General features: G+C 43.8%; 15 protein-coding genes. 7 read left to right on the forward strand and 8 right to left on the reverse strand.

The genetic code is table 11. The annotated features are described in order from the left end of the window. Positions 1–238 precede the first annotated feature (238 nt). Positions 239–2,428 carry a glutamine synthetase III gene (locus tag J7623_RS04420; RefSeq protein ID WP_291917583.1) on the forward strand — a complete coding sequence of 730 codons (2,190 nt, stop codon included), beginning with the start codon at positions 239–241 and terminating at the stop codon, positions 2,426–2,428. A gap of 198 nt (positions 2,429–2,626) precedes the next feature. On the opposite strand, the gene accC is transcribed toward J7623_RS04420, so the two are convergent. From accC to efp, 3 genes are all read right to left on the reverse strand, one after another. Then, positions 2,627–3,964 (reverse strand): acetyl-CoA carboxylase biotin carboxylase subunit, encoded by a 1,338-nt coding sequence (gene accC / locus J7623_RS04425; RefSeq protein ID WP_291917585.1) that lies wholly within the window; start codon positions 3,962–3,964, stop codon positions 2,627–2,629. A gap of 134 nt (positions 3,965–4,098) precedes the next feature. Beyond that, entirely contained in the window at positions 4,099–4,578 is a 480-nt protein-coding gene (gene accB / locus J7623_RS04430; RefSeq protein ID WP_291917589.1) for an acetyl-CoA carboxylase biotin carboxyl carrier protein, read from the reverse strand. A gap of 126 nt (positions 4,579–4,704) precedes the next feature. Continuing rightward, positions 4,705–5,271, reverse strand: coding sequence for an elongation factor P (gene efp / locus J7623_RS04435; RefSeq protein WP_291917591.1), 567 nt, complete (start codon positions 5,269–5,271; stop codon positions 4,705–4,707). 234 nt (positions 5,272–5,505) lie between these two features. Between efp and J7623_RS04440 the strand changes: the two genes are divergently transcribed. From J7623_RS04440 to J7623_RS04450, 3 genes are all read left to right on the forward strand, one after another. After that, positions 5,506–5,964 carry a redoxin domain-containing protein gene (locus J7623_RS04440; RefSeq protein WP_291917594.1) on the forward strand — a complete coding sequence of 153 codons (459 nt, stop codon included), beginning with the start codon at positions 5,506–5,508 and terminating at the stop codon, positions 5,962–5,964. A 97-nt stretch (positions 5,965–6,061) separates the two neighbouring features. Continuing rightward, positions 6,062–7,003: a malate dehydrogenase gene (mdh, locus tag J7623_RS04445; protein WP_291917597.1), complete on the forward strand. Its 942-nt coding sequence runs from the start codon at positions 6,062–6,064 to the stop codon at positions 7,001–7,003. A gap of 239 nt (positions 7,004–7,242) precedes the next feature. Continuing rightward, on the forward strand, positions 7,243–7,704 hold the full coding sequence (locus J7623_RS04450; protein ID WP_291917600.1) for a MarR family transcriptional regulator: 462 nt from the start codon (positions 7,243–7,245) through the stop codon (positions 7,702–7,704). On the opposite strand, the gene J7623_RS04455 is transcribed toward J7623_RS04450, so the two are convergent. From J7623_RS04455 to J7623_RS04465, 3 genes are all read right to left on the reverse strand, one after another. Beyond that, on the reverse strand, positions 7,701–8,936 hold the full coding sequence (locus J7623_RS04455) for an MFS transporter (RefSeq protein ID WP_291917603.1): 1,236 nt from the start codon (positions 8,934–8,936) through the stop codon (positions 7,701–7,703). The two genes, J7623_RS04450 and J7623_RS04455, sit on opposite strands and share 4 nt — an antisense overlap. An 83-nt stretch (positions 8,937–9,019) precedes the next feature. After that, the gene (locus tag J7623_RS04460) at positions 9,020–9,706 is read right to left on the reverse strand and encodes a DedA family protein (RefSeq protein ID WP_291917605.1); all 687 of its coding nucleotides are present in this window, start codon (positions 9,704–9,706) and stop codon (positions 9,020–9,022) included. Between the two features lie 65 nt (positions 9,707–9,771). Further along, entirely contained in the window at positions 9,772–11,049 is a 1,278-nt protein-coding gene (locus tag J7623_RS04465; RefSeq protein ID WP_291917607.1) for a dicarboxylate/amino acid:cation symporter, read from the reverse strand. A gap of 198 nt (positions 11,050–11,247) precedes the next feature. On the opposite strand from J7623_RS04465, the gene J7623_RS04470 reads away from it, so the two are divergent. Beyond that, positions 11,248–12,747 carry an amino acid permease gene (locus J7623_RS04470; protein ID WP_291917611.1) on the forward strand — a complete coding sequence of 500 codons (1,500 nt, stop codon included), beginning with the start codon at positions 11,248–11,250 and terminating at the stop codon, positions 12,745–12,747. A 166-nt stretch (positions 12,748–12,913) separates the two neighbouring features. Beyond that, a complete protein-coding gene (locus tag J7623_RS04475; RefSeq protein ID WP_291917613.1) occupies positions 12,914–13,624 on the forward strand; it encodes a YebC/PmpR family DNA-binding transcriptional regulator in 711 nt (236 codons plus the stop codon). 107 nt (positions 13,625–13,731) lie between these two features. On the opposite strand, the gene J7623_RS04480 is transcribed toward J7623_RS04475, so the two are convergent. After that, positions 13,732–14,454, reverse strand: coding sequence for a response regulator transcription factor (locus J7623_RS04480; RefSeq protein ID WP_291917616.1), 723 nt, complete (start codon positions 14,452–14,454; stop codon positions 13,732–13,734). A 247-nt stretch (positions 14,455–14,701) separates the two neighbouring features. Continuing rightward, positions 14,702–15,658, reverse strand: a complete 957-nt coding sequence (locus tag J7623_RS04485; protein WP_291917618.1) for a D-2-hydroxyacid dehydrogenase — start codon at positions 15,656–15,658, stop codon at positions 14,702–14,704. A 294-nt stretch (positions 15,659–15,952) separates the two neighbouring features. On the opposite strand from J7623_RS04485, the gene J7623_RS04490 reads away from it, so the two are divergent. Then, positions 15,953–16,252, forward strand: coding sequence for a hypothetical protein (locus J7623_RS04490; protein ID WP_291917620.1), 300 nt, complete (start codon positions 15,953–15,955; stop codon positions 16,250–16,252). Positions 16,253–16,433: the final 181 nt, after the last annotated feature.

The following is a 16,433-nucleotide window of genomic DNA, read 5'->3' on the forward strand; positions in this document are numbered from 1 at the left end:
TTTTCCTGCAAATCCCAAGAGGTAACCCGGTAGCTTATATGGAGTAAATTTTATCAGCAACAATCATATTACTAATTTTTTAATTTATCAGTTTTTAGACATACCGGGATAATTATTTTAGCCAAATAGCAAAAAAGCCCCCTTTTAAAAGACCCAAATGTAATTTTTCAGTTAAAATGAACAATTTATTTGCATTTTCAGCGAGTGTTGTGTTCTTTTGTGTAAAATAATTTACAGCATGCAATCGTTACGTTTCAAAGCGCTGGAAGGATTAGCTGGCGTAGACTCCACTCTCACCGAACATGACGGTAAAATCACCGACGTATTTGGCAGCAACGTTTTTACCGGCAAAGTTGTTCGGGAATATTTGAGCGATGAGGCTTATAAAAGCCTGATGAACTCTGTTAAAAATGGCACCAAGCTGGAACGTAAGATGTCCGAGCAGATTGCTTCCGGCATGAAAGCGTGGGCTATGAAGAAAGGTGTAACTCACTACACCCACTGGTTCCAACCATTAACCGGTACTACCGCTGAAAAGCATGACTCTTTCTTTACCCTGAAAGGTGACGGTACTGCACTGGAAACTTTTGACGGTGATGCACTGGTACAACAGGAACCAGATGCCTCCAGCTTCCCTAACGGTGGTTTAAGAGCTACTTTCGAAGCACGTGGTTACACTGCCTGGGATCCTTCTTCTCCTGCATTTATCCTGGAACAGGGTTATGGTAAAACACTCTGCATCCCTACTATCTTTGTGGCCTACACCGGCGAATCCCTGGATTACAAGGCACCACTGCTGAAAGCACTGGCTGCAATGGACAAAGCTGCAGTAGACGTATGCAATTATTTCGATAAAAACGTTACCAAAGTAACTGGTACCCTCGGTTGGGAACAGGAATATTTCCTGGTAGACGAAGCAATGGCTAACGCCCGTCCCGACCTGATCATGACTGGTCGTACTGTGGTAGGTCACGCACCTTCCAAAGGCCAGCAACTGGAAGACCACTACTTCGGTGCTATCCCTGAGCGTGCATACGCTTACATGCGCGACTTCGAAGTAGAATCTTACAAACTGGGTATTCCTTTAAGAACCCGTCACAACGAGGTAGCTCCTTCCCAGTTCGAGTGCGCTCCTATCTTTGAAGAAATCAACATCGCAGTAGACCACAACTCTCTGCTGATGGATGTAATGAATAAAGTGGCTAAACGTCACAAACTGAAAGTGTTACTGCACGAGAAACCTTTTGCAGGCATCAACGGTTCCGGTAAACACAACAACTGGAGCATGTCTACCGACACCGGCGTTAACCTGCTGGCTCCCGGTAAAACTCCAAAGACCAACCTGATGTTCCTCACTTTCTTTGTGAACACCATCAAAGCGGTACATGATTACGCTGATCTGATGAGAGCTGCTATTGCTTCTCCAAGCAACGACTTCCGTCTGGGTGCCAACGAAGCGCCTCCTGCTATCATCTCTGTATTTACCGGTAAATACCTGTTTGATGTACTGCAGGAAGTTAAAAACCGCGTAAACAACAAGTTCGACGAACAAGATGAAGCTATCCTGAAAATGGACCTGCACCGTCATATTCCTGAACTGATGCTGGATAACACCGACCGTAACCGTACCTCTCCTTTTGCTTTCACCGGCAATAAATTTGAGTTCCGCGCGGTAGGTTCTTCTGCGAACTGTGCTTCTGCTATGACAGTATTGAACACCATCATGGCTAAAACCCTGGTGGACTTTAAAACTGAAGTAGACGGTCTGATCGAGAAAGGCGAGAAAAAAGAGATTGCAATTATGCAAACTCTTCGGAAATATATTGTAGATTCGGAAAAAATACTGTTCGAAGGCGACGGATACAGTGAAGAATGGGAAAAAGAAGCGGAAAAAAGAGGTTTACCTAACGTAAAAACCACTCCTAAAGCGCTGGATGCAATGATTACGCCTAAAGCTACCAAGCTTTATACAGAAACCGGTGTTTACAACGAAAAAGAACTGCACGCACGCCACGAAATATTGCTGGAAGACTATGTGAAGAAAGTGCAGATCGAAGCCCGCGTTATCGGCGACCTCGCAACCAACACTATCCTGCCATCTGCTGTCAGCTACTTAAATGAACTGATCGCTAACATCAATGGCCTGAAAGCAATCGGATTAGGCGACGAAAGCGTGAAAGCACAAAAACAAATTGCTGCTAAAATAGCTGAACATATTAACGTAATCAGCGAAAATGTACAGGCAATGATTGAGGCGCGTAAAGTAGCTAACAAGCTTACTGACAGCCGCCAGAAAGCAATCGACTATTGCGAAAAAATCAAGCCTTACTTTGATGTTATCCGCTACCACTCCGATAAACTGGAGTTCCTCGTGGACGACAAAAAATGGGCACTGCCTAAATACAGAGAACTGCTTTTCTTGCGATAAAACCGTAAGATTGTTTTGGTGTATGATTAGCCCCGGATTTTCATCCGGGGCTTTGTTTTTCTTGTAACTTCCATTAGCAGGATAAGTGCTACTTCTCAAACCTGTTTTGCTTTTCTCTTATATACAGATACTGTTAATGACATAAAAAAAAGTCCTCCCAAAGCGGGAGGACTTTTTTCAATAGTATATCCGTTTCCGTTATACCAGCTTAAATGTTTCTGTAAACTTGGTAGTAAAGTTCCCCTTACGGAAGTTTTCATCGCGCATCAGTTGCTGATGGAATGGAATAGTAGTTTTAACGCCTTCAATCACAAATTCGCTCAGTGCGCGTTCCATGGTATTGATCGCCTCTTCGCGGGTTTGTGCCATGGTAATAATTTTCGCTACCATGGAATCATAGTAAGGAGGTATTACATACCCAGCATAGATGTGAGAGTCAACTCTTACACCGTGACCGCCAGGAATGTGCAGGGTAGTGATTTTACCCGGAGAAGGACGGAAATCGTTATAAGGATCTTCGGCATTAATACGGCACTCGATGGCATGCATCTGTGGAGTATAATTTTTTCCGGAGATAGGAATACCTGCAGCAATCTTGATCTGTTCTTTTACCAGGTCAAAGTTGATCACTTCTTCTGTTACGCCGTGTTCTACCTGGATACGAGTGTTCATTTCCATGAAGTAGAAATTGCGATGTTTATCTACCAGGAACTCAATGGTACCAACGCTTTCGTAGTTGATAGCACTGGCAGCTCTGATAGCAGCTTCACCCATTTTTTCGCGCAGTTCAGGCGTCATAAACGGAGAGGGAGATTCTTCTACCAGCTTCTGGTGACGACGCTGGATAGAGCAATCTCTTTCGCTGAGGTGACATACTTTACCATATTGATCACCCGCTACCTGGATTTCAATGTGACGAGGTTCTTCCACGAATTTCTCCATGTAGATACCATCATTACTGAAAGCGGCGCGAGCTTCATTTTTAGCCATGTTGTAGGCATTCTCCAACTCACTTTCTTCCCATACTACACGCATACCTTTACCACCACCACCAGCAGTTGCTTTGATGATTACCGGAAGCCCCATGCCTTTTGCAATAGTTTTGGCTTCTTCCACGCTCTGAAGCAAACCTTCAGATCCTGGAATAACCGGTACACCAGCGGCAATCATGGTTTCCTTGGCAGTCATTTTATCACCCATTTTGCGGATCATTTCCGGAGTAGGGCCGATAAATTTAATACCGTGTTCACCACAGATTTCAGCGAAGCGGGCATTTTCAGCCAGGAAGCCGTATCCGGGGTGGATAGCGTCTGCATTGGTAATCTCAGCTGCCGCCATCAGGTGAGGGATGTTCAGATAAGACTCGGTGCTTTGTGGTTTGCCTATGCATACTGCTTCATCGGCAAATTTCACATGCAGGCTGTCCTTATCTGCTGTAGAATAAACTGCCACCGTTTTGATACCCATTTCCTTACAGGTACGGATAATCCGAAGGGCAATTTCACCACGATTGGCAATTAATATTTTTTTGAACATTGTTTTCCTTAATAAGTTAATAATAGCTTTTAGCGATTAGCAGTTAGCTTTCAGCTATTAGCCTTTAGTATTCCGGCTTGACAATACGCACTCCGGAAGGCTAAAGGCTAACAGCTGAAAGCTAAAGGCTATTATTACGGTTCAACTAAGAATAAAGGTTGATCATATTCTACCGGAGATGCGTCATCTACCAGTACTTTCACGATTTTACCACTTACTTCACTCTCGATTTCGTTGAATAACTTCATTGCTTCGATGATGCACACCACTTTGCCCGGAGCTACTTCATCACCTACGTTGATGAAAGGAGCTTTATCTGGTCCGGCGCTGCGGTAGAAGGTACCGATCATTGGAGATTTGATGGTAACCAGGTTGTCTGTTTTGGTAACAGCAGGCGCAGCTGCGGCTGGAGCTGCGGTAACCGGCGCTGCTGCAGGAGCTACAGGGGCTGCTGCCGGTACGGATGCCATGGTTGCAGGAACGGTGATTACTTGTTGTACTTCGTTATCCTTCTGCTTTATTGTAATCTTAAACTTGTCCTGTTCAATGCTCAGTTCACTGATATTTGATTTGTTGATCATTTTTACCAGTTCCTGAATCTGTTTAAAGTCCATGTAGACAGTTTTTGGTTTAGAAATATAGAATATGATGGACGCTGATTCACGGAGCCAGGAATTTGGTTTCAGAAAGAGGCTCTCAGAAACCAAACTCCTATCACGAAAATCAGCACGCCAAATGATTTATGCTTTTACTCTCTCGATATACTCACCATTCTTGGTGTTTACGCGGATCAATTCTCCTTCATCCACAAACAGCGGCACCATTACAGTAGCTCCTGTTTCAACAGTAGCTGGTTTCAGGGTACGGGTAGCGGTATCACCTTTCACGCCAGGCTCAGAATAAGTAACCAGTACTACGATTTTGTCTGGTAACTCTACTGCCATGTACTGGTCAGTTTCAGTATTGATCTGTACACTCACCTCCTGACCTTCTTTCAGGAACTGAGGCGCATCAATGGCATTTTCCGGCATAGCAATCTGCTCAAACGTTTCATTATCCATGAAGTTATAGCCGGTGTCATCTTTATATAAATACTGGAAAGCTTTCTTTTCAATGCGGACAGGAAAGATAGTATCTCCTGAGTTCCAGGTGTGCTCTATAGAACGGCTATTGTCAACGCCTTTCAATTTTGCCCAAACCTTTGCGGCTGCACGGGCTGTTTTGTTCTGACCAAACTCTACAACAGAATACAAACTGTTCTCCAGCTTGATGATTAATCCTGTTCTGATATCTGCGGTGGTAGCCATAAATAGGTTACTGATTTTAAGTTAAAAATTTATACGGATTGCAAAAGTAAAAATTTTCGCATATGAACAAGCAACTAATTCCCAAAATTAGCGAGATTAGTCCCTTTTCGGCCCAATTTTCGTCTTTTTTATTCAATAAATGACATTTATCCGGTAAATTTAAACTCAAATCAAGAAACTTTTATAAGTATGCGCTACGTGTTTTTGTTAATTTTAGGCTGTTTACCCGTGTTTTTGAAGGCTCAAAAAGCAGCTACTCCTCCGTCCAAACCTGCTTATTTACAATACCCGATTATTCCGGCTTTCCCGCTTACCCTTGTTGATGGTCATTCTATCACCAAAAGCGACCTGAAGCGTAACGAAAAAACCATGGTATTTATATTCAGTGTAGATTGTGATCACTGTAAACACCTGACAGAAGAAGTGTTGAAAAACATCGACAAGTTCAAAAAAACACAAATCCTGATGGTTACTCCATTCAAAGTGGAGCAAATGAAAGAATATTACGATCACTATAAGATTCAGAACTACCCTAACATTGTGATGGCCAGCGAACCAACCCGGCAAATCATGTACTTCTATGACCTGCACTACTTCCCCGGTCTATACATATATGATAAGAAACAACAGTTTGTAAAGGGTTTTGAAGGAACAGCCAAGCTCGATTCTTTGCTGTTTTACCTGAATAAATAATCCTGCGAAAATGTGCCTGTCCGGCCGTTTATTCTACCGTCGAATCATTACATTTGTTTAATCACAATCATTCTTCACTTTTAAAGCTATAGACAAAATGAAAGTTACAGTAGTAGGAGCCGGGAATGTAGGCGCAACGTGTGCCAATGTGCTGGCCCACAAAGATTTTCTGCAGGAGGTGGTTTTATTGGATATCAAAGAAGGAACGGCTGAGGGTAAAGCCCTGGATACATGGCAACAGGCTCCGATTGATTATTACAGTACTAAAATTACGGGTGTCACCAATGACTACACGAAAACCGCTAACAGCGATGTGGTAGTTATTACTTCCGGCCTGCCCCGTAAACCTGGAATGAGCAGGGATGACCTGATTTCTACCAATGCCAACATTGTGAAATCAGTTACTGAAAATATTACCAAACATTCTCCGGATGCTATCATCATTATTGTGAGCAACCCATTGGATGTAATGACGTATTGCAGTTATCTGACCGCTAAAAAAGACAGCAGTAAGGTGTTCGGTATGGCTGGTATCCTGGATACTGCCCGTTACCGCGCTTTCCTGGCCGATGAAATTGGCTGCTCTCCAAAAGATATACAAGCTATACTCATGGGTGGTCATGGTGATACCATGGTGCCATTGCCTCGTTATACCACTGTAGGCGGTATTCCCGTAACAGAACTGGTAGCCAACGATAAACTGGAAGCCATTATTCAACGTACTAAAGTAGGTGGCGGCGAAATTGTAAACCTGCTTGGAACTTCTGCCTGGTACGCACCTGGCGCTGCTGCCGCTCAAATGGTAGAAGCCATCGTGAAAGATGAAAAACGTATTTTCCCTGTATGCGCCTGGTTATCCGGTCAATATGGCCTGAAAGACATCTACCTGGGCGTACCTGTGGTATTGGGTAAAAACGGTATAGAAAAAATCATCGAACTGCAGTTGAACGCCGCAGAAAAGGAATTACTGAATACCTCTGCCAAACACGTTAAAGAAGTAATGGACGTACTGGATAATATGCAGTCGGCCACAGCTTAGGCTATTGCTCATTTTAACCAACACAATATTTAAAGATTAGCGGTGGACCGATGTGGATAACCTCATCTATCACCGCTAATCTTTTTTATCTCCCTCAGGAAAATCACCAAAATCAACAGCGGACAAAATCCGCAATTCTGTTTTTATTCGTAATTTTACTAAGCCTTTTATCACGGCTAAAACAATATAAATGAAACACTTCTAAATTGTTTCATCAAATTTGGTTTAACTCTCAATGTATGTCTAACCTGGAAAAGCTGATTACACAGAAAGCATTTGAAAATGAAAATCAACGGGGCCTGGTCAGCCTTATTTTTATCGGTAACTGGGTAACGTCCCGTCACCAGCAATTTTTTAAGCAATATGGTATTACCATGCAGCAGTATAACATATTGCGGATACTGCGCGGGCAACACCCCAAAGCAGCGAATATCAACATCCTTAAAGAAAGAATGCTGGACAAAATGAGCGATGTATCACGCCTCGTGGAAAGACTCCGCAAAGCCGAACTGGTAGAACGTAAAAGCAGTGAAATGGACCGGCGCGCAGTAGATGTCCGCATCAACGACAAGGGCTTGCAGCTGCTCGCCGTTATTGACGGTGAAATCGGACAGCTCAACAATACCCTTAAATCATTGAACGAAAAAGAAGTAATACAATTGAATAAATTACTGGATAAAATGCTGGATAGCTATCACTAAATTTCTTCCAGGTAGTTCAGGTCCTTACCAAACGTTTCCTCTACTTTCCATGCAGTAATCAGTGCGATACCAATGCAGACAACTGCCACAATAGCCCCGCTTTGCAGGAAAGTATAATAGTTTTGCACTTTTATAAATAGTAAAGATATTAAAGGAAGCATGCCCCTGGCGAAGTTGGGAACCGTAGTAGCCACTGTTGCCCGTAAATTGGTACCAAAACTTTCCGCCGCTATCGTCACAAAAATGGCCCAGAAACCCACACTAAATCCCAGGATAAAACATACGGTATAAAATACCCAGGTTTCCGCTCCATGCAGGTTCAAATATACAGTTACCATCACACCGGTGAGTACCAGGAACAACAGCATTACCTTGCGGCGGCTTTGCCATAACTGGCTTACAAGGCCTGTGGTAAAGTCGCCCAATACCAGCCCTGCATAACAAAATGCTACCGCATCGCCCGGACTAATGGCTCCTTTTACATTCATCACTGCTGCAAACTTGTTGGAAAAGGCAATGAGTATACCCACAACAAACCAGGTAGGAGTACCCAGCAGCATACATTTCAGGTATTTGAGAAACCGTTCTTTATTGGTAAACAAGGCGATAAAACTTCCCCTTGATGCGGATGATTCCCGTACTGCATTGAACAAGTGCGACTCCATTACGCTCACCCGGAGAATCAGCAAAGCCAATCCCAGTCCACCACCTATGAAATAGCAAATGCGCCAGTCGCCCACCAGTTTAGCGATGAGGTTCGCAGCTACAGCACCCGAAACCCCTACTGTGGCCACTATCATCGTACCATATCCCCGCTTCTCCTTCGGTAATATTTCAGACACCAGGGTAATACCGGCCCCCAACTCGCCCGCCAGGCCAAAGCCTGCCACGAAGCGCCATAATACATAACCATTGATACCGTGTACAAACCCATTGGCTATATTGGCTACTGAATAAATCAGGATAGAACCAAACAACACACTCAGGCGTCCTTTTTTGTCGCCAATAATACCCCAGAAAATACCTCCAATCAGCAGACCAATCATCTGCACATTAATCAATAACATCCCCGCGCCGGCATCGATTTCGCTTTGCGGTAGTCCCAGCGATTTTAAACTTGGTACTCTTACAATCGTAAACAGCAGGAGATCATAAATATCCACGAAATAGCCCAATGAGGCCACTATCACAGCGATATTGAAAATTGAAACGGAACGATTCTCGGTTTTCATTTTAGTTTGGTTGACGAGCTTTTATAACGGGAATAAATAAAAAAAAGGGCCTCGCAAAAAGGCCCTTTTAAAGATATAAAAAATTATAATGGAGAATCTGTTTTTTCTACCTTTTCGGAATGTTCATGTTCATGCTGGTGTTTTACCTTCCCGAAGATTACTTTGATCAGTACCGGTAAAGTGGTGATCAGGATGATGACCAGGATAATCAATTCCAGGTGCTCTTTCAGGTTAGGGAATAATTTATCCAGGTAATGGCCGGCCAACATCATGGAAAATACCCACGCAAAAGAACCGATGATATTAAAGAACATGAACTTCTTGCCTTCCATTCCTACTATACCTGCCACAATTGGAGCAAAAGTACGGATGATAGGCAGGAAGCGGGCAAAGAAGATAGCACCGCCGCCATACTTCACGAAAAATTCATGGGCCTGGTGTAAGTGTTTCTTCTTGAAAAAGAAAGTGTCTTTCTTCTTAAATAACAAAGGGCCAGACTTTTTACCAAACCAAAAACCCACCATGTTCCCCAGCACACCAGCAGTAGCTATCAGGAACATAATGACTACAAATGGCATGTTAAAAAAGCTGTGGCAGAGGTCCTCACTGTAGATACCAGCCACAAAGAGCAGGGAATCTCCCGGCAGAAAGAAACCAATAAATAAACCTGTTTCTGCAAAAATAATTGCCAGTAACAGGTAAAGGCCACCATGTTCAATAATCCACGAGGGATTAATGAGGTGTTTAAAAAACTCAATAATCTGGTCCATGCTAGTACGCTATTTCTATTTCTGAAGTGGTAAAATAAACATTAAACTGTTACGCATTTGTTAAGTTAGGCATTGTTGGCATTTCCGGGCGTAAGTTTATTCTCCCATTTGGACACAACAGCAGTAGCCATCGCATTCCCGATTACGTTGGTAGCAGAGCGGCCCATATCCAGCAGGTGATCTACCCCCAGCAACAGGATCAGACCTGCTTCCGGAATATGGAACATAGACAGGGTACCTGCAATCACCACCAGGGAGGCACGCGGTACACCCGCAATACCTTTACTGGTAATCATTAATACCAATAACATCGTAATCTGCTGATCAATGCTCAGGTGCATACCATACGCCTGGGCAATAAATAAACTGGCAAAGGTCATATACATCATGGAGCCATCCAGGTTAAAAGAATAGCCCAGGGGTAATACAAAGCTTACAATGCGATTATCGCAGCCAAATCTTTCCAGTTCTTCCATGGTTTTGGGATAAGCCGCTTCGCTGCTGGCGGTACCAAAGGCCAGTAATAACGGATCTTTGATTAACCCGAGCAAGCGGAATACGGGTTTGCCAAGAATCATCCAGCCTACCAGTGCGATGACTACCCATAAAGACAGAAGTCCGGCATAGAACTGTAAGATAAATTTACCATAGGTCACCAATACAACAGGGCCTTTTAAAGCAATGATACCTGCCATCGCGCCAAATACGGCGAACGGAGCAAAATTCATTACAAAGCCTGTTACTTTCAGCATGATATAAGCCACGCTGTCCAGGAGCTTTACCACCGGTTGTGCTTTTTCACCAATTGCGGCGGCGGCCACTCCAAAGAAAATGGCAAAAACCACGATTTGTAATATTTCATTGTGCGCCATGGCATTCACCACACTATCAGGCACCACGTGCTGGAAGAAACCTCTTAACGTCATATCTGCTTTGGCGATGCCGGTAGCAGCATGTTCATCCGGCAGCGGCAACTGCAGGGATACTCCCGGCTTCATCAGGTTTACCAATACCAAACCGAGAAACAATGATACAAAGGTTGCACTGATAAACCACAGCATCGTTTTGCCACCAATACGTCCTACCGCCTTGATATCGCCCAGTTTAGCCACACCCACCACCAGGGTAGAGAATACCAGTGGAGCGATGATCATTTTAACCAGCCGTAAAAAAATGTCTGTCAGGATAGAAATATTATCGGCGAAGACCTGCGGTGTATCCTTCACACCTGCCGGAGCGGGTGTTGTACTGCCATAGGTAAGGAATACAATATAACCAGTACCTATCCCGATTACCATGGCAAGGAATATGTATAACGTAAGCAGGTTCGATGATTTCTTCATGCAGCGCGAATGTTTATCTTATAATAATTAAAAGTTGTAACCAGGAAAATTTCCCAAAAATAAGGTTAAGCTGCTAAAGATGCGCGTTAGCGGGCAAAATAAAAGTATCTGTTCTTAATTTTAGATATTATATTTGGCGACTACAAAACAACAACATAACTAAACTACCTTAAAACATCAACCACAATACGACTGCGTATGAGCAAACTCTTTGCTAAAAAACAACTGTCTGTTTTATTGGCGGAAGCTGGAGAATCCGAAAAGGGTCTGAAAAGGACACTTGGGGCAGGTTCTCTGATCGCCCTTGGGATTGGCGCCATTATTGGTGCGGGCCTTTTCGTAAGAACAGCTGCAGCTGCTGGCCAACATGCCGGACCTGCTGTAACCATTTCCTTCATTATTGCCGCTATTGGCTGTGCGCTGGCGGGTTTATGCTATGCCGAATTTGCTTCCATGATCCCTATTGCCGGAAGCGCCTACACTTATTCTTATGCTACTTTAGGAGAATTTATTGCCTGGATCATTGGCTGGGACCTGGTGCTGGAATATGCATTGGGAGCTGCCACTGTAGCCATTGGCTGGTCACAGTACCTCAATAAACTACTCACCAATGTATTTGGGATTACCATTCCTTATGAGTGGTGTCACAGCCCTTTTGAAACATCAGATGCTGGTGTAACAGGTATTATGAACCTCCCTTCTGTGTTTATTCTCCTGGCGCTTACCATGTTACTGATCAGGGGTACACAAGGTTCCGCTATTGTTAATAACATCATTGTTATCACCAAAGTGGCTATCGTACTGTTATTCATCTTCCTGGGATGGAAGTTCATCAATCCTGTTAACCATACGCCATTTACCATACCTGCTACTGCTGGTACGGTGAAAATGCATAACGGCCAGATCGTTGATTATTCCAACTTCTGGAACCATGGATGGGCTGGCGTGCTACGGGGTGCTGGGGTAGTATTCTTCGCTTTCATTGGGTTTGATGCCGTATCTACTGCTGCCCAGGAAACCAAGAATCCCAAGAAAAATATGCCGATCGGTATCCTGGTATCGCTGGCTATCTGTACCCTGTTGTATATCCTGTTTTCTTTTGTACTGACAGGTATTGCACCTTTCCAGGACTTCCTGAAAGCAGGTGGTGAAGCATCTGTAGCTTATGCTATTGATACCTACATGCCTGGCTATGGTTGGTTATCTACCTTCATTACAGTGGCTATCCTGGCTGGGTTCTCCTCAGTAATCCTCGTGATGCTGCTGGGCCAGACAAGGGTATTCTACTCTATGAGTAACGACGGCCTGGTACCTTCCGTATTTGCTAAACTGCATCCTAAATACCGCACTCCATACCGCTCACAGTGGATGTTCTTCGGATTTACCACCCTGTTTGCGGCGTTCATTCCGGACAACGTAGTAGGTGATATGACCAGCATCGGTACCCTGTTTGCCTTTGTACTGGTATGTATCGGGGTAATTGTGATGCGTAAAAGCAATCCTGATTTACCAAGAGCCTTCAAAACACCGATGGTACCGTTTGTTCCTTTATTAGGAGCGGCTTTCTGTTTAACCATGATTATCAGTCTTGGTATAGAAAACTGGGCACGTCTGTTTGTATGGCTGGGTATTGGATTCATTATTTACTTCGGTTACAGTGTAAAACACAGTAAAGCCCGTAAAGCACTGGATAATTAGTCCTTATTTATACAAGGTATTCAAAGCGGAGAACAAAGCGACGCCGGGAAACGGTTCGTTTTTGTTCTCCGCTTTCGTTAAAAAGTAAATCCCGCTACGCCTAAATCTGAAAATCCTTATTTTTGCGTTCAATTTTTACAAGTAACTATAATTACATATCACTCTAATGGGAAGAATATTTGAAGTAAGGAAATCGACCATGTTTGCCCGCTGGGATAAGATGGCGAAAGCATTTTCAAGAATCGGAAAGGAAATAGCGATAGCTGTAAAGGCTTCCGGCCCTGATCCTGACAACAACCCGGCACTCCGTCGCTGCATCCTCAACGCCAAGAGTGTGAACATGCCTAAAGACCGCGTAGATGCTGCCATCAAGCGTGCTATGGGTAAAGACAAGACTGATTACGAAGAAGTTGTATACGAAGGCTATGCGCCTCATGGCGTAGCGGTGATCATTGACACTGCTACCGATAATACTACCCGAACTGTAGCCAACCTGCGTATGCACTTCACTAAAGGTGGAGGCAGCCTGGGAAACAGTGGTTCTGTAGGATTTTTATTTAATCGTGTGGGTGAGTTTAAAATCAAGAATAGCGGACAGAATCTGGAAGACCTGGAACTGGAGCTGATTGATTTTGGTTTGGAAGAAATTGGGGAAGATAGCGAAGGCAATGTGATTATCCGTGCTGCGTTCAACGAATTCGGCAACATGGCAAAAGCCCTGGATGATAAAGGCATTGAAGTGATCAGCTCAGAGCTGAAACGTATTCCGACTACTACAGTGGAGCTGAATGATGAGCAAGCCAAAGAAGTACTGGAACTGGTAGATCGTCTGGAACAGGATGACGACGTACAGGCGGTATTTTACAACCTGAAATAACGAAAGGAGCCGTGGAATACGGCCCTGACAGCTTATAAAAAAGAACGTCCCGCATGTATGCGGGACGTTTTTCATTGGATACGGTTAACTTTCCAAACCAAAAACAGCTAAACTTTAGCAATGGTGTGTGAACGATCCAGGTCATCCGCTATGAACATGAGTCCTTTGCCATGGTAGGTTTCGAGTTTAACGGCAGGATCCTGTGCAATATGTTTACGGAGACGTGTCAGGTAAACGTCCATTACACGTGAAGCAAAGAAATCTTCCTGTCCCCAGATACAGGACAGGATATCATCTTTCTTCAGTTTTTTGTTAGAGTTTTCACACAGAAAGCGAAGCAGCTCCGCTTCTTTTGGGGCCATACGAACATGGGAATCGGCTGATTTATGCCTAATATGATATTGGGAATAGTCAAATACCAGGTTACTGATGGTGTATACAATACGGCGTTCACTTTTCAGGAGGCGGCTGCGTTGCATATAAACTTTGACGCGGCATAGCAGCTCCTGCATATTAAATGGTTTTATAATATAGTCATCTGCACCGGATTCAAAGCCCTGTAGCCGGTCTTGCTCCATATAGCGGGAGGTCGTAAAAATGATAGGCACGTTTACATCCATCGTGCGGATATCCTCTGCCAGCGCGAAGCCATCTTTTTTAGGCATCACCACATCCAGTAAACAAAGATCGAAAACGTGTTTTTGAAATTTTTCCCAGCCTTCAAGGCCATTTTCACACAGGGTAACATTATAACCGGCGCGTTCCAGTTGTCTTTTTACCACCTTGGCAAAAAAGATATCGTCCTCCGCCAAAAGAATGCTTGGTTGCATGTACGTTGGTTTTAAAGCGAGTGAATATGAGATTTTAGTTGTAGAATCTGAATTAATGAGCGTATCCGGTACGTTTATTCAAAAATAAATAACATAACCATAACCCTGTTCGTTCATCCTTGTTCAATTCTGAGCTGGACGTTCATTTTAACCATTATGGCCGGCGTAATACCCCTGTTGTTATTATTTTCGGTTTAGCATTCCTTACAACTATAAAAACATATTTTCTTGCTTCACGGGGTATTCACTAGTTGATAATATTTTGAGGCACCCCACCCTGGAAGGCTTTTAAATTTTCCACCACCGTATGCATCAGCCGTTTTCTGGCTGCCTGTGTAGCCCAGGCAATATGAGGAGTGATAATAATATTAGGAGAAGAAATTAACGGATTACCGGCCGAAGGTGGCTCGGCAGACAATACATCCAATGCCGCACCGGCAATGATCCCTTCTTTTAACGCCTCCGCCAGGTCAGTCTCCCGGATCAATGGCCCGCGACTGGTATTAATCAAAAAAGCAGAAGGCTTCATGGTACGTAATAAATCCATTTGCACAAACTCTTTGTTTCCTGCATTTAGCGGACAATGCAGGGAAATAATATCCGCATCCCGGAAACAGGTGGCCAGGTCCACAAACGTAACACCCTCCATCGCATCCCGGTCGGGGTGTTTATGGTTAGCTATTACCTTCATGCCAAATGCCAGCGCAATACGCGCCACCGCCTGCCCTATCTGCCCTAATCCTACTATTCCCAAAGTGCTGCCAGACAGCTCTGTCAAAGGCGTTTTCCAATAACTGAAATCAATACTGCTACTCCACTCCCCTGCCCGCACACTTGCTGCATGTAAACCAGTATGATGGCATAACTCCAGTATCAGTGCAAAGGTCAGTTGCGCTACCGATGCAGTACTATAAGCCGGTACATTCGTGACCGGAATATGTCTCGCACGGGCGGCCGCAATATCCACCACGTTAAACCCGGTAGCAGTAACCCCGATATACTTCAACTGTTTCGCCTGCTCAATAGCAGCGGCATTCACAATAGCTTTATTGGTCAACACCACATCTGCTGTTGCGATTCTTTCGGCTACCATTGCTTCTGGTGTACGCTCATATACCGTTACATTCCCCAATGCCTGTAAGGCAGTCCAATCAAGGTCGCCAGGATTTAAAGTATGGCCATCCAGTACAATTATATTCATCATGACGGTAGTTGTTTAAAACAAGAAAACCTGGAACTTATCCAATATCATTTTTCCCACCGGATTCTCCTTAGGATAAACGGGCTTCTCTCTCATAAGGCTGGCCCACATCATAAAATATCCGGAGGCGCTATCAGGTAGTCGCATTGCACTATCAGGTAATGATCCGTGTTTACATGACTACGGGAAAACCGTTTTCATAAAATTGCGATCCAATAGTGACCAGCGAAGATATCAAATTTGATGGTGTACATCTTCCAAATAATCAATTATATTTATTTTTCATATTGCTACACTATGCTGAAATTCATTTCCAAAAACCACGCATCTATACTGGATGCCAACTCTCTGGGCGACTTCATTGATAACCTTGATGCCCGCATCAGCAGTCCTGTATTGAACAACCTTGTAGACACACTGAATAAACACTATAGTAAAGTGAAATGCAGCGATCACAGAGACGCAGCAGTTACCGTGATGGTTGACTACCTTGGCCTGGGAGAAAAACAGCTGACATTTAAAACAGTGGATTGTTGTTGTAAGAAATTTGAGGAGGAACTGCAGGAGAGACTGGGAGAGATAAAAGTAAGAGAGTAGTCTTGCGGTTGCCGGCCTTCCAACACCAACTATCGGATATGATTGTTGGTGTTTTTTTTAATAATTTATATAGATAGGAATCCTACCATTAGTAGATCATTCACAATTCCCGCATCTCCATATTAAAAATCACCGTCCTGCAAGTCACTTTTCAGTATAGGCACACTGTGAATTACTTGTT

It is taken from the genome of Chitinophaga sp., assembly GCF_017745275.1.
In the GTDB taxonomy this organism is placed as follows: domain Bacteria; phylum Bacteroidota; class Bacteroidia; order Chitinophagales; family Chitinophagaceae; genus Chitinophaga.

Bases quoted from the DNA above. Each gene is read 5' to 3' on its own strand.
- J7623_RS04420 (WP_291917583.1), top strand. From the start codon at position 239: ATGCAATCGTTACGTTTCAAAGCGCTGGAAGGATTAGCTGGCGTAGAC.
- accC (WP_291917585.1), bottom strand. From the start codon at position 3,964: ATGTTCAAAAAAATATTAATTGCCAATCGTGGTGAAATTGCCCTTCGG.
- accB (WP_291917589.1), bottom strand. From the start codon at position 4,578: ATGGACTTTAAACAGATTCAGGAACTGGTAAAAATGATCAACAAATCA.
- efp (WP_291917591.1), bottom strand. From the start codon at position 5,271: ATGGCTACCACCGCAGATATCAGAACAGGATTAATCATCAAGCTGGAG.
- mdh (WP_291917597.1), top strand. From the start codon at position 6,062: ATGAAAGTTACAGTAGTAGGAGCCGGGAATGTAGGCGCAACGTGTGCC.
- J7623_RS04450 (WP_291917600.1), top strand. From the start codon at position 7,243: ATGTCTAACCTGGAAAAGCTGATTACACAGAAAGCATTTGAAAATGAA.
- J7623_RS04455 (WP_291917603.1), bottom strand. From the start codon at position 8,936: ATGAAAACCGAGAATCGTTCCGTTTCAATTTTCAATATCGCTGTGATA.
- J7623_RS04460 (WP_291917605.1), bottom strand. From the start codon at position 9,706: ATGGACCAGATTATTGAGTTTTTTAAACACCTCATTAATCCCTCGTGG.
- J7623_RS04465 (WP_291917607.1), bottom strand. From the start codon at position 11,049: ATGAAGAAATCATCGAACCTGCTTACGTTATACATATTCCTTGCCATG.
- J7623_RS04470 (WP_291917611.1), top strand. From the start codon at position 11,248: ATGAGCAAACTCTTTGCTAAAAAACAACTGTCTGTTTTATTGGCGGAA.
- J7623_RS04475 (WP_291917613.1), top strand. From the start codon at position 12,914: ATGGGAAGAATATTTGAAGTAAGGAAATCGACCATGTTTGCCCGCTGG.
- J7623_RS04480 (WP_291917616.1), bottom strand. From the start codon at position 14,454: ATGCAACCAAGCATTCTTTTGGCGGAGGACGATATCTTTTTTGCCAAG.
- J7623_RS04485 (WP_291917618.1), bottom strand. From the start codon at position 15,658: ATGATGAATATAATTGTACTGGATGGCCATACTTTAAATCCTGGCGAC.
- J7623_RS04490 (WP_291917620.1), top strand. From the start codon at position 15,953: ATGCTGAAATTCATTTCCAAAAACCACGCATCTATACTGGATGCCAAC.